Consider the following 22,086-nt stretch of genomic DNA (forward strand, 5'->3'; position numbering starts at 1 on the left):
GCCGTCATGCAGAGCGCAGCGAAGCATCTTTACCGCTGACTAACTCATTGATTAGTGCCGTGGGAAAGATGCTTCGCTGCGCTCTGCATGACTTCCTTAATCAAGCCACAACCTCGTAAATCATCACCGGCTTGGCCTTGTGCTTGAGGCTGACTTCCTTTAGCGGCAGGCACTGGAAAGATTCTTTTACCTGCTCGAACACGGCGGCGCTGATGATGATTTGGCCGGGCTTGGCGGCGGCTTGCAGGCGCTGGCTCAGGTTCACGGCGTCGCCGATGACGGTGTAGTCGAAGCGCTTGAGGGAGGCCGAGCCGATGTTGCCCGACACCATTTCGCCGGCGTTGAGGCCGATGGAGAGCTGCGGCTGGTAGGTGGTGCCGTCGGGCAGGGTGGTGGCGTTGGCCTGCACGGCGGCGCGCACGGACAGGGCCGCGTCCACGGCCCGGTCGAGGTGGTACTCGCCCCGGAACACGGCCATGATGGCGTCGCCGATGAACTTGTCGACGTGGCCGCCCTGGGCAATGATTTCGCGCACCGCCTGGTCGAAATACGTGTTCAGCAGCGTCACCACGTCGGCGGGGGCCAGCACTTCAGCCAGGGCCGTAAAGCCGCAAATGTCGATGAACACCACCGTGGCCGCCACCGTTTCGCTGGCCGTGAAAGTGGTTTGGAAGTCGGGCCGCGTCATCACGTTCAGCACGGTTTCGTCCACGAACATCCGCAAAATGTTGTTTTCCTGGATGGCGCGCAGCGTTTGGCGCAGCTGCGCTACCTGCCGGGCCGCTTTGTCGATGGTCAGCTCCAGGTCGGCGAAGTCCACGGGCTTGCACACGAAATCGAACGCGCCCCGGTTCATGGCCGTGCGGATGTTGGCCATGTCGCCGTAGGCCGACACCATCACGGCCTTCGGCACGGGGTTGGCGGCGGCCAGGCGGGGCAGCAGTGCCAGCCCGTCGAGGCCCGGCATGTTGATGTCGGTGAGCACCACGTCGAGTTCGGGCCACTCGCCCACGCGCACCAGGGCCTGCTCGCCGTCGCGCGCAAACCGGAATTCGTAGGCCTCTTCCCGGATTTTGCGCCGAAACTTTTGCTTGATGAGCAGCTCCAAGTCGGGCTCGTCGTCTATCACCAGAATCTTGGTCGTCATACAGTTAGGCGGCTTGCAGCGGGGCGAGTTTTTGCCGCAGGTCGGCAAAGTTGAGCGGCTTGGTGAGGAAATCCTGGGCCCCCAGCTGCATGGCCTGGCGGTAGCTGTCGGCGTCGCCGTAGGCCGTGACCATCATCACGGCGGGCGGGGGCACGGCGTGGGCCAGCTTGATGCGCCGCAGCAGCTCCAGCCCGCTCATGCCGGGCATGTTGATGTCGGACAGAATCAGTACCACCTCCGAGTAGTGGTGGGCCTGCTGCAAATATTCCAGCGCCTCCGCGCCCGAGTGGGCAAAGGCAAACGCTAGGGCCCCGCTGCTGATTTCGTGACGGAAGCGCTGCTCAAACAGCAGCGGCACGTCGGGCTCGTCGTCAACTACCAGGATTTTCATCACACAATGGAAAAAAGATGACCAGCGCCCCGGCCCCGGCTGTGCCCCGCCGCACCCGGGCAGGATGCGAAAGAGGCGATGAGATATGGAATGTAGTACATAATGAATATAATTATCTGAATGTTCACCCGGCAAGGGCGGCCGTTGGCTCAGCCGCCCCCGCCGTAGATGTGTAAAGTCAACCCTAGCCTGGGGTTTTCGCTTACATTTGAAGCACTTAACTCAGCTGGGCCGTGCTCACCAATATTCAACGCTACTTCCGCTATTACCTGGCCCTGGCGCTAGCCGCGCTGCTGGCCCTGGGCACGCGCCTGGCCCCGGCCGCCGCGCTGCCCGGGGCCCCCGCCGCCGGTGGGGCCCCGGAAAACTTTAACGTAGCCGGTAAGTAACTAATGATTAGAGCGTAGCGCGGTAAATTTTGCCGTTGGCGCCGGTGGCCGGGGCAACTATGGGGCCCCAAACGGGGTACACGGGGGCCCCGGGCCGCCCCGGCCCGGCCCACCAACCGACGGATTTTGATGAGCAAACACACCTATGACATGGGCCTGATCGGCAATTGCGCCTTTCTGGGCCTGATTGGGACCGACACCGCCGTGCGCTGGCTCTGCTGGCCGCGCTTCGACAGCAGCTTTGTTTTCGGCAGCTTGCTCGACGAGGAGAAAGGCGGCGAGTACAGCATCCGGCCGGCGGCCGGGGCCCCGTTCACCTCGCACCAGTACTACGAGGAGAACACCAACGTGCTCTGCACCGAGATTACCACCGAAGAAGGCAGCTACCGCGTCACGGATTTTGCGCCCCGCTTTGCCCAGTACGAGCGCTACTACAAGCCGCTGATGTTTGTGCGCAAGGTGGAGCCGCTCGGCGGCACGCCCCGCGTGCGCGTGGCCTGCCGCCCGGTGGGCGACTACGGCCGCCTGCCCCTCACGCGCCGCCGCAGCTCGAACCACGTGGCCTACCTGGGCCTGGAAGAAGAAATCCGCCTCACCACCAACATCCCGCTCACCTATGTGCTTGATGAGCAAGAGTTTTTGCTGAACGAAACCAAGTACCTGGTGCTCACCTACGGGGCCCCGCTGGAGGCGCCGCTGGAAAAAACGGCCGAGCAATTTTTGCGCAGTACGCTGGCCTACTGGCGTGGCTGGGTGAAGAGCACCAGCATCGGCAACTTCCGCCAGGAGCAGGTCATCCGCTCGGCGCTGGCCCTGAAAATCCACCAGTACGAGGACACCGGTGCCATCATCGCGGCCACCACCACCAGCCTGCCCGAGGCCCCCGGCAGCACCCGCAACTGGGACTACCGCTACTGCTGGATGCGCGACACCTACTACATCCTCACGGCCTTCAACAACATCGGCCACTTCGAGGAAATGGACCGCTACTTCCAGTACATCGCCAACCTGCCGCGCCCCAAGCAGGCCCGCTACCAGCCGCTGTACGGCATCAGCGGCGAAGCCAAGCTGGTGGAACAGGAGCTGGATTTGGCCGGCTACCTGGGCAACAAGCCGGTGCGCATCGGCAACGACGCCTACACCCACGTCCAGAACGACGTGTATGGGCAGGTGCTGGTGGCCCTGCTGCCGCTCTACGTCGATGCACGCTTCCAGGACCCCAACCGCCGCAACGCCGAGCAGTTGGTGACCGACGCCTTGGAGATGATTGCCAAGACGATGGACGAGCCCGACGCTGGCCTCTGGGAGTTCCGCCACATCGCCCAGAAGCACTGCTACACCTACCTGTTCCACTGGGCCGGCAGCCACGCCGCCGCCCGGGTGGCCCGCCGCCTGGGCCGCCCCGACCTAGAGGCCCAAGCCAATCAGCTGCGCGAAACCGCCGCCGCCCACATCGAGGAGTGCTTCAGTCCCGAGCAGGGGGCCTACACCAACGCCATCGGCTCGGAAAACCTCGACGCCAGCACCATCCAGCTCATCATGATGGGCTACCTCGACCCCACCTCCGACCGGGCCCACCGCCACCTGGAGGCCCTGGAAAAGGAGCTGAAAACGCCCGAGGGCCTGTTCTACCGCTACCGCCACGAAGACGACTTCGGCACGCCCGAGACGACGTTTCTCATCTGCTCGTTCTGGTACGTGGACGCGCTGGCCTGCGTGGGCCGCGTCGACGAGGCCATCGTGGAGTTCGACAAGCTGGCCAAGTACACCAACCACCTGGGCCTGCTCAGCGAGGACGTGGACGCCAAAACCGGCTCGCAGTGGGGCAACTTCCCCCAGGCCTACAGCCACGTGGGCCTGGTGAACGCCGCCTACCGCATCGCCAAAAAGCTGGATTTACCCAACTTCATTGGCCCCGTGAGCCCCGAGCGCTAAGCCGCTTCGTAAGCTAAATCTGCAACGCAAAAGGCCGTTTGGAGTGCACTCCAAACGGCCTTTTGCGTTTTGTTCTGTAAGCACTGGGGCCCCAGCCCTACGGCTGCTTGCCTAGGGCCCCCGCCGGTGGGCGGCTGCTCGGCGTAGCAGTGCCCGGCGCGGTCGAATCTGCCGGTGCGGGGGCCACCGGGGGCCCCGGGGCGGTGGGCGTAGCTGGGATGGGGCTGGCGGCCGGGGTAGGCCGGGTGGCAGCCGGCGCGGCGCCGCTGCCCTGGCTGCCGCCGCCGTTTTCGTCCAGCTTCAGGTCGTTGTTTTGCACGCTCTTGTGGGCGCGGGGCTCCGCGGTTAGTTGGCCGATGCGGTAGCTGAAGTAGATTTTGAAGCTGGTGAGGTGCTGTACGCTGCGGCTGCTTTGGGCGAGGAGCAGGCCGCTGATTTCGGTGCGAACGGTATTGCTGGGCGAGAAGAAATTTTCGGCCCCGAAACCCAGGCTGCCTTTTTTGGCGGCGAAGTCGTGCTTCAAGCTCATGCTGTACACGGCAAAGTTGCTTTGGTAGCCTTGCAGCTGCACCTGCTGGCCCCGGTAAAAGCCAAATACCTGCAAGCCCCAGTGCCGGGGCAAAGCGTAGCTGCCGTAGAGGCGGCCGCTCAGCACGGGGCCGGCGTTGCGGGCGGCGTAGCGGGGGTCGGGCACGTTGTTGCGCAGCACGGCGTAGTAGGCGTCCACGCCGCCGTTGAGGCTGAGCTTGGGGCCCACGTCGAGGCTGGCAAACGCGCTACCGCCGTAGGCGTCTTCCTGGCCCACGTTGGCGTAGGTGATGCGTAGGGCCCCGGGGTAGCTGGCGTCGCCGAGCGGCGTACGCACCGACTGGATGGAGCCGGTGGTGTTGCGCACGAAGGTGGTGAAATTCAGGTTGGCCTGCTTGAGCAACGTGCTGTAGCCCAGCTCGTAATTGTTGGTGTGCTCGGGGCCCAACAGGGGGTTGCCTTGGGTTTGGATCAGCGGGTTGGCCGCTTGCACGTTCGGGTTCAGGAATTGCAGCGAGGGGCGCTGGATGCGGCGGTTGTAGGCCAGCTTCAGCACGTTGCCGTTGGTGAGCTTGCGCAGTACGTTTACGCTGGGCACCAGCACGCCGTAGTCGGGAATTTTGCCCACGGGGCCCTGGCCGTAGTCGGCCGCGATGGCGGTGTACTCGTAGCGCACACCGGGTTTCAGGGTGAAGCCCTGGGGCAGGCCGATGGTGTAGGCCACGTAGCCGGCGGCCACGTTTTGGTTGTACTGAAAGGAGTTGTCGGCCTGGGAATTAGCCAATTGGCCGTAGTAGCGGTAGTCGCTCCGCACGGTGCGCTGGATTTCCTTCGCGCCCACTTCCAGCAGCTGGTTTTGGCCGGTGGGGGTTTGGTAGTCCACCTGAGCCGTCAGCTCCTGGTTCGAGCTGCGGTTGTCGTTGCCCGCGGCACCGGTTTGGGCCGCGTCGCTGGCCGCAAAGGTGTCGTTGTTGAAGGCGAAGGTGCGGTTGTTGCGGCTCAGCAGGGCCAGGGCGCTCAACTCGCGCTGCGGCACATCGTAGGCGTGGGTGTAGCTCAGGCTGGCGTCGATGGTGCCCGATTCGTCGGTGGCTTTCACGTTGCGCACCGAGGTAATAGGGGCCCCCGACGAGCCCAGCGCGGCGGTCGCCGTGGCCAGCGCGTCCTGGTAGTTGGTGGCGTTGCGGGTGCCGTAGGTGAGCGTGGCCGCCAGCGAGTTGCGCGGGTCGAGGTCGTAGTCCCAGCCCAGCGTGTAGCGGCCAAATAGCTGGTTCTGACGCGTGGCGGCAGCCTGCGTGGTGCGGGTTTGGGGGCCCGTGGTGGGGTTGGTGGTCAGCTGGTCGTTGGTGAAGCTGCCGGGCGTGTTGTAGCCCGCGCGCCCGAAGCCGCCGAGGGCGAAACCCATGCGGCCGGTGCGGTAGCCGCCGTTCAGGTTCAGGGTGCCCGAGCGGGTGCCGCCGCTGCCGTCCAGGCCCAACTGGCCCCCGCGCAGGGTGTTCGTTTTGGTGACGATGTTGATGATGCCGCCCGAGCCTTCAGCGTCGTATTTGGCCGAGGGCGACGTGATGACTTCCACCGCCTTGATCTGGTCGGCCGGCAGCTGCCGCAACCCGTCGGCCACGCTGTTGGCCATGATGGTCGAGGGCTTGTTGTTGATGAGCACTTTGATGTTCTGGCTGCCGCGCAGGCTCACGTTGCCGTCGAGGTCCACGCTGAGCAGCGGCACGCGCTTGAGCACATCGGTGGCGTCGCCGCCGCGGGTGGTCAGGTCGTTTTCGGCGTGGTACACCGTGCGGTCCACCCGCTCTTCCACCAGCGGCTGCCGGGCCGTCACCACCACTTCGCCCAGCTTTTGGGCCGCGGCCACCAGCGGCAGGGCCCCCAGGGCCACGGGGCCCCCGCCGGCCGGCACCACCACGCCCGGCCGCACGAAATCCTGGTAGCCCAGGAAGCTGACGCGCAGGGTGTAGGTGCCCGGCGGCATGCCCGGCAGCGCAAACTGCCCGTCGCGGCCGCACACGCCGCCGCTCACGGGCGCGCCGGCCGCGTTCAGCACCGCCACCGAAGCGTAGGGAATGGGCTGGCCCGTTGCGCCGTCGGCCACGGTGCCAGTCAGGGGCCCGGCGGCGCGGCCGAGCGGGAGCGGGCCGGGGCCCCGCGCGGGGCCCTGCTGGCCGTAGCTGAAGGAAATAAGGCAAGCCAAAACCGAGGCCAGCAGCAAGCGGGTGGGGGTAATCCGTGGGGGCATAGCAATTCAGTAGCCCCCGAAAGGCGCCGCCAGCGACAAAAGGTTGTTTCACCTTTTGCTCACAATGCCTTGAATCTGCTTTACTGCGACTGCTTTTAGCACGGTGCACGGTTAGGCTTAAAAAGCTGAAACCCCGGCTGCGGAAGCAACCGGGGTTTCGAAGCAACGGGGCTGGGTTGAGTGCGTGCAACTGACCGCTGGGGCCCGGTAACTTAGGGCCTATTTGAATAAGGGGTTGTCATTCCGACGAAGGAGGAATCTGGGTAAAACCAGGCAATGACAATTCTCAGATTCCTCCTTCGTCGGAATGACAACCCCTGTCTGGTCAACCGCTTAGCTGCCACTGCCCTGGCCACCCCCGCCGCCCTTGATGTCGTCGTTGCGGATGCTTTTGCGCTGGCGCGAGGCCTGCTGCTGCCCAAAGCGGTAGGTGAAGCCCACCCGAAACTGCCGCTGCTGGTTGGTGTAGCGGCTGTTCTGCGCGAAGGCGGGCGTGGCCGTCGCGTACTCGAAGGTGCGTTGCGCCGTGAAAGGGTACTGGGCGTTGAACGACAAATCGGCCCGGCCCTTGAGCAGCGTTTGGCGCAGGCCCAGGCCGTAGTAGATGAAGCCGCTGTTGCGCCCTTGCAGCGTGGGCCGGGCCAGGCTGTGGTACAGGTTGCCTTGCAGCGTCAGCGTCTTGGTCGCCTTATAAGAGGTGTTCACGTTGTAGTTGCCGGCGAAGCCGCTCCGCGACAAATCCAGCGCCGTGCTGCGCAGCAGCAAGTACTCCACGTTGCCGCCCACGCTGAGGCTCCATTTTTCGGTGGGCTTGGCCGAGGCGTAGCCGTTGAGCTGGAAGGCAGTATTGCTGGCCACGTTGGCGCTGGTGGTCAGCACCAGGTTGGGGGCGGGCACAATCTCGTCCGGCACGGGCAGCAGCGGCTGGGTGCTGGCAAAGCTCACTTGCTCAATCGAGTTGCCGGTGCGCAGCACCGACAGCGCCACGTTGAAGGAAGTTGTTTTGACGAAGTTATTATAGCTCAGCTCCACCGAATGCGTCAGCTCCGGGTCGAGGTTGGGGTTGCCGTAGGAGTAGCTGATGGGGTTGCTGCGGTTGACGTAGGGGTTCAGGTAGTAGATGTAGGGCCGGCTGATGCGGCGGCTGTAGGCCAGGCGCAGGCTGCTGGTTTTGCTCAGCGCGTAGCTCAAGTTGGCGTTGGGCAGCGGCGTGACGTAGCTGCGGTACGGGATGCCGGTGTTGGTGTTGGCAAACTCGGCCCAAAGGCCCGTGCGCTCCACGCGCCCGCCCAGGCCCAGGTGCAGCTTCTCCGTGGCGTCGAAGCTGTAGGTGGCGTACGCGCCCTCCACGTCCTGCCGGTAGTCGAACGAAGTGCCGCGGAACCGGGAAGTGGCAAAGTCGGCGGCCTGCGCCGGAAACAGCGTATCGACCTGCGCCTGCGAGCCGGTGAGGCGCAAAATGCCTTTGACGCCAAATTCCAGGGTTTTCTTCTCGCCGAGGGGCAGGGTGTAGTCGCTTTGCAGCGTGTATTCGTGGCCCGGTAGGCGCGTGGTGCTGCGTTCGCGGTAGCTGGCCAGGCCCACGTCGAGCGGCCGGTCGGTGTTGTTGAATTGGTTGAACTCGTAGCCGTTGCGGTTGCCGTTGTAGGCGTACTGCAAGATGCTGCTCCACTCGCGCCGCTCTTGTTTGTAGGTGCGGGTGTAGGTGCCGGTTACCTCCGCGTTGCCGCCGCCGTAGGTCGAGCGGGAGTCGCGCAAAAATAGGGCCCCGAAGCCCGGCAGCGGCGTGGTGTAGCGGTTCAGGTTGCCCGACTGGTTGGTGCCGCCGTAACTGAAAAACGAGCCGTTGAGTGACAAGCTGTGGTGCTCGGCCGGGTCGTAGTCGAGGCCCACCGAGCCCGAGCCGTAGTAGCCGTGGCTGCTGCCAGTGCCGTCTTGGCGCAGTGTGTCGTTGCGGGTGCTGCGGTAGGTTACCTGCTCGCTATTCGATGCGTTGTGGTTGTTGTAGTTCAGCCCGCCGTTGAGCGAGGAGGTGAAGTTGAACTTGCCCTGGCGGAAGTTGAGCGAGCCGTTGCCGTTGCTGCCCCGGGTGCCGCCGTTGGCCGCCACGGTGCCGTTGAGGCCCTGCTGGGCCCCCTTTTTCAGCACGATGTTGATGATGCCGGCCGTGCCTTCGCCGTCGTACTTGGCCGGCGGTGTGGTAATTACCTCCACCGATTTGATCTGGCTGGCCGGAATGCTCTTGAGGGCTTCCTTCAGGTTGGCGGCCAGCGTGGGCGAAGGCTTGTTGTTAATCAGTACCTTAAAGTTGCTGTTGCCGCGCATCGTCACGTTGTCGTCGCCGTCGATGGCCAGCAGCGGGGCCTTGCGCAGCACGTCCTGGGCGGTGCCGCCGGCGTTGGTCACGTCCTGCTCGGCGTTGTACACCAGGCGGTCGGGCTTCACTTCCATGAGCGGCTTTTGGGTCACCACCACCGCCTCGCCCAGCCGCTGGGCCGTGGCCGGCAGCCGGATGGGCCCCAGCGCCAGGGGCCCGTCCGCCACCGTCACGGCCTGGGTGCGCACGCCGTAGCCCACGAAGCTGATGCGCAGCCGGTAGCTGCCCGCCTTCACTTTGGTCAGCGCAAAGCGGCCTTGCTCATCGGCCGATTGCCCCGCCGCGGCTTTCTCCGACGGGGCCGGCAGCAGCAGTACCACCGAGGCAAACGGCACCGGCTGCCGCGTGAGCGAGTCGAGCACCGTGCCCGTAACCGAGCCGCTGCCCGGGGCCTGCGCCGCCGCCCGCTGGCCGAGCACTATAAAAAATAGCAGCGGCAGCAGCCGGTAAACCACAGCGAAAAGATGCTTCATAGAAGGTAGGGAAAGAACGGCTTAAAGAGACGATTTGGATCTAATTAGTTGCAGTCCAGATTCTCTCCTTACCGCCAAATGTAAACGCCGCCAGCAGCTGCACTGATATATTGCCTTGATTTAATTTTAACAGAAATTCATGTTAATTAGATAGGAATTAGCAGCCGAATCTGCCACCGGCTCCGGCGCGTCGGGGCCCCAAACGCGCGGGGCCCCGGCGTGCCCGAGCAAGCTCAGCGGGGCCGCTAAACGCAACAGCGGGGCCCCAACCGATTGGTCGGGGCCCCGCTGTTGCGTTTAGCGGCCAAATTGGTTTAAAGCAGCTTGCGCAGCAAGTCGCGCACGGCCGGTACGCCCGGCAGGTGGAAGCGGGCCAGCGAGCGGGCCCCGGTGCCCACCCGGATGGTGTAGGCCGCGGCGGGCAGGGCCCGGAAGGTGTCCTCGTCGGTGCGGTCGTCGCCAAGGGCCAGCACAAAATCGGCCGGGTACTGGGCCAGCCAGCGGCTGGCAGCGGCGCCTTTGTGGATGCCGGCGTTCTTAATTTCGATGACCTTATTGCCCTCCATCACCTGCAAGTCGGTGTTCGACGTCATAAAGGTGAGGTGGGTGAGCAGCTCGCGGGCGCGCACGGCCCCCAGGTCGGCGTCGGCGCGGCGGTAGTGCCAGACCAGCGAGTAGTCCTTCACCTCCACAAACGAGCCGGCGGTGCGGGCCACGTACAGGTCGAGCACCGGGCGCATTTCGCGCATCCAGTCGTTGCGCAGGGCCTGGAACAGCTCCCACTCCTGGCCGGCCGGGCGCAGCCACACGCCGTGCTCGGCAATGAAATCGAGGGGTAGGTCGCCGAGCCACTGTTGCAGCGTGCCCCGGTCGCGCCCGCTGATGACGACCACCCGGTTCTGGGGGTTGGCGGCCAGGGCCCCCAGCAGCAGGCGCAGCTCGTGGTCGGGCTCGGCGCGCTGGGGGTTGGGGTGGAAGCCGGTCAGCGTGCCGTCGTAGTCGAGCAGCAACAGGCGCCGGGGCGCGGCGCGGTAGTCGGCCACCAGCCGGCCGATGGCGGCGGGGCTGAGGAAGTCGGTGGCCAGCGTGTGCTGCTTGATCTTGCTGTAGGTGAGCTGGTTCATGAACAGGCGCGTCCACGAAAACACGTTGTAGCGCTTCACCAGGGCCCGCATGGCGTCGAGGCGCTGGGCCTGCTCTTCGGCGGGCATCACCAAGGCCTGGTGCAGGGCCTCGGCGTGGCCCACGAGGTCGGTGGGGTTGATGAGCAGGGCATCGGAGAGTTCGCGCGCCGCGCCGGCCCGCTCGCTGAGGATGAGCACGCCGTGGCCGTCGGCCTTGCTGGCGATGTACTCCTTGGCCACCAGGTTCATGCCGTCGCGCACGGGCGTCACCAAGGCCACCTCGGCCAGGCGGTAGAGGGAGGCCAGCTCTTCGAGCGGAAACGAGCGGTAGAAGTAGTGGATCGGGTTCCAGCCGATGGTGCGGTACTGGGAGTTGATGCGGCCCACCAGCTCGTCAATCTCTTGTTTCAGCGCAGCATATTGCGGCACCTGGTCGCGCGAGGGCACCACCACCATGATCAGGCTCACCTGGCCCACCCACTCGGGGTAGCGCAGCAGCAGCAGCTCGAAGGCCAGCAGGCGCTGGGCAATGCCCTTGGTGTAGTCGAGCCGGTCGATGGAAAGTACCACGCGGCTCGTGCCCAAGGCCTGGCGGTACACGGCTTCGTGCTGGATGGCTTCGTCGGAAGCGGCGGCCTCCACAAACCGCTCGTAGTCAATGCCCATCGGGAAGGCGTCGACGAGCACCGTGCGGGTGGGCGTCTCAATGAGCCCGTTGGTGGTGGGGTAACCCAGCAAGTGCGATACGGCGCTGAGGAAGTGCCGCATGTAGCCGAAGGTGTGGAAGCCGATGAGGTCGGCCCCCAGCAGGCCTTGCAGCAGCTCGGTGCGCCAGGGCAGCACCCGCAGCAGTTCGTACGATGGAAACGGGATGTGCAGGAAAAAGCCAATGGTGGCCTCGGGCCGGGCCACGCGCAGCATAGCCGGCAGCAGCAGCAGCTGGTAGTCATGTACCCAAATCGTGTCTTCGGGGCCCGCCTGGGCCAGCACGGCCTGGCAAAATTTCTCGTTCACGGCCACGTAGGCAGCCCAGTGGGCGGGCTCGTAGGTGGCCAGCTGCGGGAAGTAGTGGAAAGTGGGCCAGAGCGTGGAGTTGCTGAAGCCCTCGTAATAATCCTGGATTTCGGCCTCTGTGAGGAACACCGGGGCCATGCTGTCGCCCTGCAGGGCCTCGGTGATGTACTGCTCCTCGGTGGCGTCTTCCAGAAACAAGCCCGGCCAGCCCACCCACACGTTGCCGTCCTTGCGGTAGATGGAGCCCAGGCCGGTGGCCAGGCCGCCCTCGCTGGGCTGAAAGGTAAGGCCGTTGTCGGTGCGTTGTACTTTGGTGGGGAGGCGGTTGGAGACAATAATGGTTCTTGGCATGCGGGGTGTGCGGAGGGTAGAATCCGATGGTATACGGACACAACACCGAAAACGGGGCATTGTGCTCATTCTTCCCTCATGTTTTGAGGTGCCTCCCGCCCCCCGGGGCCCCTGCCAACGCCACCCGGCGGCCTCCCTCGGCCCCGGCTGGGGACCTGAAAATACCGGGCCCCAAACCGCTTAAATACCGCCCCGCGGGGCGCAGAATACGGGCCGTGGGGCCCCCTCCAAATGGCAGTAGCTACGGGTTCAGGTAATTATTCTGGCCTGTATTTTGTATAGTATAACAACGTTCTTCTGTCACTTTTAACTGACGCGCTCCGGCGCTTTTCGATATGAAAGCTAAATCCATGTTATTCGTTTTGGGGCTGTTTGTGGTGCTGCTCAGCGGCTGCACCGCCTCCCTTGGGGCCGGCGGCTACTACGGCGACGGGGGCTATGGCTACGGCTACGGCGGTTCCCGCTACGGCTACGGCTACGGGGCCCCTGGCTATTACGCGCGGCCCTACTACGGCCCCCGCACCAACGTCATCGTGGTGCCGAACCGTGGCGGCGGCTACCGCGGCGGCTACGGCCACTACAACGAAGGGCACAGCTACGGTGGCTCGCGCGGGGGCTTCAACGGTGGCCCCCGCGGCGGGGGTGGCCCGCGCGGTGGCTTCGGTGGGCGGGGCGGCCGCGGGCGGTAGCCCGGGGCCCCGGCCAAGCATAATCATTGAACGGCCGCGGTGGGAGCAATTCCCGCCGCGGCCGTTTGCATGGATAACAGGCCGTCATGCTTCGACAAGCGCCGCATGACGGCCTTTTTTGTGCGTTTTTATTCGGAAATAAACCAGCGGTTTTAAGCGCCACCGTAAGCCGCGCTGGGGCCCCGGGCGCCAAAAGGTAGGGCCCTGAACCCAGATGCTGGGGCCCCGGCTGCGTATGGGAAGGTCGCGCCGCCACTACCCGGTGGCACCTTTTCGCTTTGTTTTTCATGGCCGACGCTTTCCAAAAAACTACTAATGAGCCGCTTGCCGGCTTCGTGACCGTGCGCGGCGCCCGCGAGCACAACCTGCAAAACGTGGACGTGGACATCCCGCGCGACGCGCTGGTGGTGTTCACCGGCGTGTCGGGGTCGGGTAAATCGAGCCTGGCGTTTGGCACGCTCTACGCCGAGGCCCAGCGGCGGTACCTGGAGTCGGTGTCGCCCTACGCGCGGCGCCTGTTCCACCAGATGGCGGTGCCCGAGGTGGACCGCATCGATGGGCTGCCGCCGGCCGTGGCCTTGCAGCAGCAGCGCGGGGCCCCCAGCACCCGCTCGTCGGTGGGCTCGGTCACGACGCTCGCCAACCTGCTGCGGATGCTGTACTCGCGGGCTGGCGATTACCCTCAGGGCCAGGGTATTGTGTACGCCGAGGGATTTTCGCCCAATACGCCCGAGGGCGCTTGCCCCACCTGCCACGGCCTGGGCCGCGTGTACGAAGTGACGGAGCAGACGATGGTGCCCGACCCCACGCTCACCATCCGCGAGCGGGCCATTGCGGCCTGGCCCCAGGCCTGGGGCGGCCAAAACCAGCGCGATATTCTGGTGACCTTGGGCTACGACGTGGACACGCCCTGGCAGGAGCTGCCCCAAAAAGACCGCGACTGGATCCTATTCACCGACCAGCAGCCGGTGGTGCCCGTGTACCCCGGCTACTCGCCCGAGCAGACGCAGCGGGCCCTGAAACGCAAGGAGCCGCCCAACTACATGGGCACCTTCACGGGCGTGAAGCGGCACGTGCTGCACACCTTCGCCACCACCCAAAGCGCCCTGATGAAGAAGCGCGTGGCCCAGTACATGCGCAGCCAGGAGTGCCCCACCTGCCACGGCAAGCGTCTGCGCCGGGAAGCCCTGGCCGTGACCTTCGCCGGGCTCGACATCGCCGATTTCTCGCGCCTGCCCCTCAAGCGCCTGGCCGAGGTGCTGGGGCCCTACGCCGACAGTAAAGTGCTGAGCAAAAAGGCCGAAGCCGCCGCGCCGGAGAAGGCCATCGTCACCCAGCGCATCGCTGCCGACCTGGTGGCCCGCCTGGCCGTGCTGCTCGATTTGGGCCTGGGCTACCTGTCGCTGGAGCGCGGCACGCCCACGCTTTCGCCCGGCGAGCTGCAACGGCTGCGGCTGGCTACGCAGCTGTATTCCAACCTGTTCGGGGTGGTGTACGTGCTCGACGAGCCTTCCGCCGGCCTGCACCCGGCCGATACCGAGGCCCTGCTCACGGCCCTGGCCGGCCTGAAAAAAGCGGGCAACTCACTGTTCGTGGTCGAGCACAACCTCGACGTGGTGCGCCAGGCCGACTGGCTCGTGGACGTGGGGCCCCAGGCCGGGGCCCTGGGCGGGCGCATCCTCTACAGCGGCCCGCCCGCTGGCCTGGCCGCCGTGGCCGAATCGCAAACCCGCCGCTACCTGTTCGACGCCGCCAAGCCCGCGCTGCCCGCCCCGCGCCCCGCCGTCGGCTGGCTGCAACTGCGCGGTGTCACGCGCCATAACCTTAACAACCTGGACGTTGATATTCCGCTGGGCGTGTTCACGGCCGTCACGGGCGTGTCGGGCTCGGGCAAGTCGAGCCTCGTGAGCCAGGTGCTGGTGGAGCTGGTGGCCGCCCAGCTCGGCCAGGCCCTGCCCGCCGAAGACGAGGAAGGCGACCCCCTGGAGCGCACCGCGTCCGAGGCCACCGGCGGCCACCTGGCCAGCGGCCTGGCCGGCATCCGCCGGCTGGTGCAGGTCGACCAACGCCCCATCGGCCGCACGCCGCGCTCGAATCTGGCCACCTACACGGGCTTGTTCGACCCGGTGCGGCAGCTGTTTGCCAGCACCCCGGCGGCCCGGCAGCGGCGCTACGACGCCGGCCGGTTCTCGTTTAACGTGGCCAAGGGGCGCTGCGAAAACTGCCAGGGCGAAGGCTTCGTGATGGTGGAGCTGCTGTTTCTGCCCAGCGTGTACGCGCCCTGCCCGGTGTGCCACGGGGCCCGCTACAACGAAAAAACCCTGGAAATCAAGTACCAGGATAAGAGCATCGCCGACTTGCTGGCCCTGACCGTGGACGACGCCTGGGCCTTCTTCGCCGCCGAGCCCGCCGTGCGCCGGCCCCTCGCCGTGTTGCGCGACGTGGGCCTGGGCTACCTGCGCCTGGGCCAGCCCGCCACCGAGCTAAGCGGCGGCGAGGCCCAGCGCGTCAAGCTCGCCACCGAGCTGCAGCGCCCCGCCCGCGGCCACACCCTCTACGTGCTCGACGAGCCCACCACCGGCCTGCACCCGTCCGATGTGGAGCGCCTGCTCCTCCAACTGAATGCCCTGGTCGAAGACGGCAACACGGTCGTAGTAGTCGAGCACGAAATGCGGGTGGTGGCCGCCGCCGACTGGCTCATCGACATCGGCCCCGGGGCCGGCGACGAGGGCGGCCACGTGGTCATTGCCGCGTCCCCGGCCGAGGTGGCGGGGGCCCCGGCGAGCCGGATTGCGCCGTACCTGCGGCGGTTCCTGGCGGGGTAAGTTTCAGTGAAAAAACCTGGATTTTAGCTTGCGCCTCAACCACTTATCTGGCTTGTGCGCTTTGAAGTCATTCGCCGCTTGCCGCTCGTGCTTGCGGTTGAATGCATCGAAAGCAAACAACTCGACTGCCAGCACCGGGACGGCCAGAACCCCGGTGCCCAACGCGTTAAGGTTTTTGTCGGTGTCGGAAGAGAGCTGCTCGATGGCGATACCCGCTACTGCCGCCGCCACAATGCCCAGGGCCCCAAACGTTTGCTGCCGTCGCCGCGTGGCAAACAGCTTGTGGATGGCCGCCAGTGTGTCAGGCGCGGCCGGTGCCAGGGCCCCAGCAACCGCGGAATCGGGCCGGGAAACGGGCGGGCGGGCCTGGGCAAAGGCTGTACTGCCAGCAAGCAACAACACCAAAAGAAGTAAATAGCAACGCATAGGAGAAATGAAAAAGTTGACGCCACGAAATACGACACCAACTGCGCTTCAACAATGCGAAGATAAATTACCCAAATGTCTTGATTTTGGGTGTTTAAAATTCTGTGATTCAGTACGCAAAAAGTACTGGGGCCCCAAACTAAAAGTCCTTTACTCGTGACTTTTGGTTTGGGGCCCCAGCACCTGAGGCAACTCCTAAATGTGCTATTTCCCCAAGGCCAGCCGGGCCCCCAGCATGCTCCAGCGACGGGGCATCTGGGCCCCCAGCAGGTCGGCGTAGCGGGCGTCGAACAGGTTCTGGACTTGGCCCAGCACCCAGAGGCGGCCGGGCAGCAGCGCCACCTCGAGGCGGACGTTGAACACGGCGTAGGTGGGCGTGAGCACGCTGGGCAGGGCCGTGGTGCTGGCCGGGTCGGTTTGCTGGGCGGCGCGCTGCTTGAAAACGCCGCTGAACGCAAAGTTGGCCCGGCGGTGGGTCAGGCTCAGGGCCCCCGTGGCGAGGTGGCGCGCCACGTTGGAGAGGTACTGCGATTCCACGCCGCTCCGGTTGTCGAGGTTCACGTAGGTGTAGCCCAGGTTGCCGTTGAGGCGCAGGCCGGCCGCGAGTTGCGCCTGGGCCTGCACCTCGGTTTCCACGCCCTGGGTGGTCACGTCGAACAGGTTTTGGGCGAAGCGGTAGCTGCTGTTGGGGTTGAGGTTGGCGAGGCCGGTGGCGGCAATTACCTGGGCCCCAGACTGGGCCACGTAGTCAATCAGGTTGCGGCCGTCGCGGTGGAAGTAGGTGGCGCGCACCAGCAGCGCCGGCGTGGGCTGGTAGTCCAGGCCGCCTTCGTAGTTGAAGGTGCGCTCGGCCGCCAGGTTCGGGTCGCCCACGTTGAAGCCGGCGGGCGTAATGCCCGGCCGCACGTTGGAATTGTACTGCTCCGTGAAATTCGCCGCCCGGATGGCCTTGCCCAGGGCCCCGCGCACGGTCAGGTGCTCGCCCAGCTGCTGGCTGGCGTTGAGCTGCGGCACCAGCTCGGTGCCGTAGGCCTGGTCGTGGTCGAGGCGCAGGGCCCCCGTCACGTTCAGGCCGGGGGTGGGGGCGAGGGCGGCCACGGCGAAGGCCCCCGTGTGCCACACGGCGTGGTCGCCGCGGTCGTTGCTCTGCACGGCGCGGCGGTCGGCCTGGCCGCCCAGCGTGGCCCGCAGCTTGGGGCTGATTTGCAGTTGGTGCTGGCCCTGCACGTTGAGGTAGTGCATGAGGTGGTCGCTGGGCACCGACGTGGGTGTATACACGTAGTAATCCGTGCTGGAGGTGCCCACGATTTGCAATTCGGTGCGGGCCTTGGTGCTCCACTCGTAGCGCAGTTGGCCCTGGTACCAGTCGCGGGTGAAGGTTTCGCGGGCCCGGTCGCCGAGGTTGGTGGTGTAGTAGTTCTGGGCGTTGAAGTCGCGCCGGTCGAAGCTGGCGCGGGCGGCGGCGCTAAGCTTTGGGGTGATGTCGTAGGCCCCCGACAGCGAGTAGGTGTTGAGCTTGACGTCGTTGCGGCCCCCGCCGGGCGCGTCGAGCAGCTGGCCGCTGGCGGTGTTGTTCAGCAGGCCCCCGGCCAGGCGCAGGCCCTTTTCCTGGCCGTAAAAGCCCAGGTTGGTGCTCTTCAACCCGTACTCGCCCGACTGGAACGTGGCGGCCAGCTGGGTGCCGTCGGGCCGGTGGGTGGCGGCGAAGGTTTTGGTGACGATGTTGATGAAGCCGCCCACCGCGTCGGGCCCGTACAGGGCCGCGCCGGGGCCCCGCACAATCTCAATCTGCTCAATCTCGGCCGGGCTGATGGGCAGGTAGCCCGCAAAATGGCCCGTGAGCGGGTCGTTCAGCCGCATGCCGTCCAGCAGCAGCAGTACCTGCGTGAAGGTCGAGCCGCGCATCGTCACGTCGGCCTGGGCCCCGAAGCTGCCGCGGCTCTGCACCTCCAGCGCCGGCAGCACGCGCAGCAAATCATCAAGCGAAAGCACCGGGTATTCGTTCAGCCGGCTGCCGGGGACAACCGTTACGGCCCGGCCCGTTTGGCCCGCCGACTGGCCCAGGCGCGAGCCGTACACCGTCACCTCGCGCAGGGCGCGGGCGCTGTCGGCCGGGGCCGTCTGGGCCAGGGCGCTGAGGGTGAATAAACTGCCGAGAAGCGTAGCGGTGGCGCGTATAGAAAGCATGGTTGGGCGTGAGATTACGGCCGCAAAGCTAGGGACCCCGGGTTCGCTGGGCCCTCCGCTGGGCCCTCCTTTGGGCCCCGGCTGCCCGCGCCGCGAAGAGGCTGCGTATAAGCCCTGCCCAAAATCCGGCCATCAACCCCTGGCCGCTTCGCCCCCTGCTGCTTCCATGACCCAATTCGCCCAATTCAACGGCACCATCGGCCCCGCCAACCTGCTCGGCCAGGTGCGCAACACGGCCCCTTTTCTGTTCGACCCCGCGTTCGGCTTTCCCGGGCCCAGAGCCCGGGGCCGGCTCATCGACCTGGGCGGGCACCCCTACGGCTGGCTCGACATCCTACGGGCGGCCGACGCGCTGCCCGCCACGCCCGCGCCCACGGCCGAGGAGCTTGAAGACTACTTCGCGCTCTGCCTGGCCGCCCACCACGCCACGGTGGCCACGTTCGTGCCCACCGACGTGGACGGCAAAATCCGCGGGGGCCTCTGGCAGGAGCGCCTGCCCGCCGCCAGCCGGCGGCGCATGTTCGCCCTCGTGCGCCACGCGCAAACCTGGGACCTCGCGCGCATCTCCACCCGCACCACGGCGCTGGCCGGCGTGGGGCCCGTCAGCGGGCACGACGGCGAGCTGCTGGGGGTGCTGGCCGGGGCGCTGGGCGCGTTCGTGCGGCACGACGACGCCGAATACGCCCGGCTCGCCGCCGAAACCATCGACGCGGAGCTGCGGCGCGAAGTCCACGAATTCGACTTCGCGCGGCAGCGGCCCGGCCAGGAAATCGACGTGCTGAAGCTGGCCATGAGCCTGACCCACAACTGCGGCGACACGGACCAGGGCCTCGCGTCCTGGGCCCCGGGCCCGGCGTATGAGCCCTACCGAGCCCGCTTTGGCCGCCTCGCGCACGACAACGCCGCGCCCTACGGCGGCGCGTTTCAGGTGGCGGCGCGGCTCTACAAAAACCTGCTCGCGGCCGAGGGCCACCGGCACTACCCGTTGCGCGAGGTGCGCTGCCTGCGCCGCTCGCCGGATTTCCTGCTGCCGCTGGGCCCCTTTCTTGATGCTTGGGGGGCGTTGATTGCCACCCACCCGGCCCTGGCCCCGGAGGAGCGGGCGGAAGTGCTGGCCGCGCTGCTGGCCGGCTGCAAAAAAATCCGCGGGCAGGTGGGCTACTACCGCGCCGTCAGTGGCTTCGCGCACGGCGCGGGGGGGCTGGAAAAATTCGCCCCCCTGCTGCCCGCAGCGGCCCGGCAGGAACTGAAAGACCCGGAAGTGAAGCGGCAGGTCGGCGTTTCCCGGGCTTCGTTCGAGGCCGGTATGCGCAAGCGGGCGCGGCAGGTGCTGGCGGGCGGGTAGCCCGCCCGGCCGCGGCTCCGGGGGCCCCCGCCGCGCAACGGCCGGCCCGAATCCTGCATCTTTGGGCCCTGACTCCCTACCCCCGCTTCCCCCTTATGAAATACGCTTCCACGCTGGGCCTGTTGGGCCTGCTGGCCGGCCCCGCCCTGGGCCAAACGCCCACCCCGCCGCCGGCCCCACCCGCCCCGCCGCTGCCCCTGCGCGACGCCGCCCCCGACCCCGTGGGGCCCTACCGCGCCTCGGCCACTAAGATTAACGACCTGGTGCACACCAAGCTGGCCGTGAAATTTGACTACGCCAAGCGCTACCTCTACGGCCAGGCGTGGGTCACGCTCAAGCCCCACGGCTACGCTACCGACTCGCTGCGGCTCGACGCCAAAGGCATGGACATCAAGGCCGTGGCCCTGATGAGCGGCACCCAGCAAACGCCGCTCAAGTTCACCTACACCGACCAGAACAACCTCTACATCAGCCTGGGCCGCAGCTTCAAGCCCGGCGAGGCCTACACCGTGTACCTCGACTACATAGCCAAGCCCAACGAGCTGAAGGTGAAGGGCTCGGCTGCCATCACCGACGCCAAGGGCCTGTACTTCATCAACCCCGACAGCACGACCAAGGGCAAACCGGTGCAAGTCTGGACGCAGGGCGAGACGGAAGGCTCGTCGGCCTGGTTCCCGACCATCGACCGGCCCAACCAGAAGTCGACCGAGGAAATTGCCATGACCGTGCCCAGTAAGTACGTGACGCTCAGCAACGGCCAGCTGGTGAGCCAAACGCCCGCGGGCCCTGGCCTGCGCACCGACACCTGGAAAATGGATATGCCCCACGCGCCTTACCTGTTCATGATGGCGGTGGGCGACTTCAAAATCTACAAAGACACCTGGCGCGGCAAGGAGGTGAACTATTACCTCGAACCCAAGTACGCACCCTTCGCCAAGCAGATTTTCGGGAACACGCCCGACATGCTGGAGTTTTTCTCGACCCGCCTGGGCGTGGAGTTTCCGTGGAACAAGTACGCCCAAATTGTGTGCCGCGACTACGTGAGCGGGGCCATGGAAAACACCACCGCTACGCTGCACGGCGAGCAGGTGCAAATGACCGACCGCGAACTCATTGACCGCGAGTACCAGGAAGAATCGGTGATTGCCCACGAGCTGTTTCACCAGTGGTTTGGCGACTACGTTACCTGCGAAAGCTGGAGCAACCTGACCGTGAACGAGTCGATGGCCGACTTTTCGGAGGGACTCTACGCCGAGCACAAGTACGGCCGCGAGGCCGCCGACTACCACAACTACACCAACCTGCGCCGCTACCTGGCCAACCCCGCCGACGCGGCTAAGGACCTCGTGCGCTTCCACTACGGCGACAAGGAGGAGATGTTTGACCTGGTGACCTACCAGAAGGGCGGGGCCGTGGTGGACATGCTGCGCACTTACCTCGGCGACGACGTATTCTTTGCCGGCTTGCAGAAATACCTGAAGGACAACGCCCTGGGCAACGGTGAGGCCCACCAGATGCGCCTGGCCATGGAAGCCGTGTCGGGCCAGGACCTGAACTGGTTCTACAACCAGTGGTACTTCGGGGCCGGCCACCCGGTCGTCACCATCGACTACGCCTGGGACGCGGCCCGCAAAACGGAGCTGGTCACCGTGAAGCAAACCCAGGACGGGGCCCCGTTCCGCCTGCCGTTCGCCATCGACTACTACGTGAACGGCAAGGCCCAGCGCCAGCGCGTGCTGATGACGCAGGCCAGCCAGACGTTTGAAATGCCTTTGGCCGCCCAGCCCGCCCTGGTGAACGTGGACGCCGAGAAGAAGCTCGTGTGGCTGAAGAAGGACAACAAGCCGTTCAGCGCCTTCGCCTACCAGTACGCCCACGCCCCCCTGTACGTGGACCGCCGCGAGGCCGTGGCCGCTGCCAAAGACGCCCAGGCCCAGGAGCCCGCCGCCCGCGCCCTGTTGCTGGCCGCCCTCAACGATAAGTTTTACAACCTGCGCCGGGCCGCCGTGCAAAGCCTGGATTTGGAAAACAAAGCCGTGGCCAAGGCCGCCGCGCCTGCCCTGCGCAAGCTGCTGGCCACCGAAAAAGACCCCAACGTGCAGCTGGAAATCCTGGGGGCCCTGGGCCACCTGAAGGAAAAGCGCGACGCGGCCACGTTTACTAAGTACTTGGCCGAGAGCCGCTCGTACGGCGTGCAGGGCGCGGCGCTGCAAGGCCTGGCCGAAGTAGCGCCTCAGCAGGCCCTGGCCAAAGCCCAAGCCCTGGAAAACGACGACCACGCCGCCCTCGTCCGGGCCGTGGCCACTACCTACGCCGTGGCCGGGGGCCCCGCTCAGTGGCCCTTCATCCGCGACAAATTCGACGCGGCCCCCATTTCGGGCAAGGCCAGCTTGCTGGAAGGCATGGCCGCCATGCTGCCCCGCCTGAGCGACCCCAAGCTGTTCGCCGAAGACGTGGACCGCCTCAAGGCCATTGGCATTCAGTACAAGTCGCAGGGGGCCGACCAGGCCATCATCGGCCTGCTGCAAAGCGAGCCCGTCCAGAAGTCAGCCAGCGCCGGCGTGTCCGAAAACCGCCAGACGCTGGAACGCGCTGTGCAGGAAATTCAGCAGGCCAAATAGGGCCCCGCCGCACGGC

General features: G+C 65.9%; 13 protein-coding genes. 6 read left to right on the forward strand and 7 right to left on the reverse strand.

The annotated features are described in order from the left end of the window. Positions 1–100: 100 nt before the first annotated feature. Together AXW84_RS07230 and AXW84_RS07235 are read right to left on the reverse strand one after the other, a co-directional pair. The gene (locus tag AXW84_RS07230; RefSeq protein WP_068230689.1) at positions 101–1,147 is read right to left on the reverse strand and encodes an adenylate/guanylate cyclase domain-containing protein; all 1,047 of its coding nucleotides are present in this window, start codon (positions 1,145–1,147) and stop codon (positions 101–103) included. A gap of 4 nt (positions 1,148–1,151) precedes the next feature. After that, on the reverse strand, positions 1,152–1,538 hold the full coding sequence (locus AXW84_RS07235; RefSeq protein ID WP_068230692.1) for a response regulator: 387 nt from the start codon (positions 1,536–1,538) through the stop codon (positions 1,152–1,154). 233 nt (positions 1,539–1,771) lie between these two features. Between AXW84_RS07235 and AXW84_RS24635 the strand changes: the two genes are divergently transcribed. Both AXW84_RS24635 and AXW84_RS07240 read left to right on the forward strand, forming a co-directional pair. Next, entirely contained in the window at positions 1,772–1,927 is a 156-nt protein-coding gene (locus tag AXW84_RS24635) for a hypothetical protein (RefSeq protein ID WP_157886874.1), read from the forward strand. A gap of 129 nt (positions 1,928–2,056) precedes the next feature. Continuing rightward, positions 2,057–3,862, forward strand: a complete 1,806-nt coding sequence (locus AXW84_RS07240) for a glycoside hydrolase family 15 protein (RefSeq protein WP_068230696.1) — start codon at positions 2,057–2,059, stop codon at positions 3,860–3,862. 97 nt (positions 3,863–3,959) lie between these two features. On the opposite strand, the gene AXW84_RS07245 is transcribed toward AXW84_RS07240, so the two are convergent. From AXW84_RS07245 to AXW84_RS07255, 3 genes are all read right to left on the reverse strand, one after another. Further along, a complete protein-coding gene (locus AXW84_RS07245) occupies positions 3,960–6,638 on the reverse strand; it encodes a TonB-dependent receptor domain-containing protein (protein ID WP_082773753.1) in 2,679 nt (892 codons plus the stop codon). A gap of 333 nt (positions 6,639–6,971) precedes the next feature. Continuing rightward, a complete protein-coding gene (locus tag AXW84_RS07250) occupies positions 6,972–9,488 on the reverse strand; it encodes a TonB-dependent receptor domain-containing protein (RefSeq protein ID WP_068230702.1) in 2,517 nt (838 codons plus the stop codon). 314 nt (positions 9,489–9,802) lie between these two features. Further along, positions 9,803–11,977: a bifunctional alpha,alpha-trehalose-phosphate synthase (UDP-forming)/trehalose-phosphatase gene (locus AXW84_RS07255; protein WP_068230706.1), complete on the reverse strand. Its 2,175-nt coding sequence runs from the start codon at positions 11,975–11,977 to the stop codon at positions 9,803–9,805. A 335-nt stretch (positions 11,978–12,312) separates the two neighbouring features. Between AXW84_RS07255 and AXW84_RS07260 the strand changes: the two genes are divergently transcribed. After that, on the forward strand, positions 12,313–12,666 hold the full coding sequence (locus AXW84_RS07260; protein WP_068230708.1) for a hypothetical protein: 354 nt from the start codon (positions 12,313–12,315) through the stop codon (positions 12,664–12,666). Between the two features lie 287 nt (positions 12,667–12,953). Continuing rightward, positions 12,954–15,491 (forward strand): excinuclease ABC subunit UvrA, encoded by a 2,538-nt coding sequence (gene uvrA / locus AXW84_RS07265; protein WP_068239026.1) that lies wholly within the window; start codon positions 12,954–12,956, stop codon positions 15,489–15,491. A 3-nt stretch (positions 15,492–15,494) separates the two neighbouring features. Here the strand turns inward: uvrA and AXW84_RS07270 are convergent, their stop codons facing one another. Next, a complete protein-coding gene (locus tag AXW84_RS07270) occupies positions 15,495–15,917 on the reverse strand; it encodes a hypothetical protein (RefSeq protein ID WP_068230711.1) in 423 nt (140 codons plus the stop codon). A 204-nt stretch (positions 15,918–16,121) separates the two neighbouring features. After that, on the reverse strand, positions 16,122–18,104 hold the full coding sequence (locus AXW84_RS07275) for a TonB-dependent receptor plug domain-containing protein (RefSeq protein ID WP_068230715.1): 1,983 nt from the start codon (positions 18,102–18,104) through the stop codon (positions 16,122–16,124). A 166-nt stretch (positions 18,105–18,270) separates the two neighbouring features. Here AXW84_RS07275 and AXW84_RS07280 point away from each other — a divergent pair, with 166 nt between their 5' ends. Continuing rightward, entirely contained in the window at positions 18,271–19,449 is a 1,179-nt protein-coding gene (locus AXW84_RS07280) for a hypothetical protein (protein ID WP_068230718.1), read from the forward strand. Positions 19,450–19,544: 95 nt separating this feature from the next. Next, positions 19,545–22,070, forward strand: a complete 2,526-nt coding sequence (locus AXW84_RS07285) for a M1 family aminopeptidase (protein WP_068230721.1) — start codon at positions 19,545–19,547, stop codon at positions 22,068–22,070. Positions 22,071–22,086 lie beyond the last annotated feature (16 nt).

The organism is Hymenobacter sp. PAMC 26628 (assembly GCF_001562275.1).
GTDB lineage: Bacteria > Bacteroidota > Bacteroidia > Cytophagales > Hymenobacteraceae > Hymenobacter.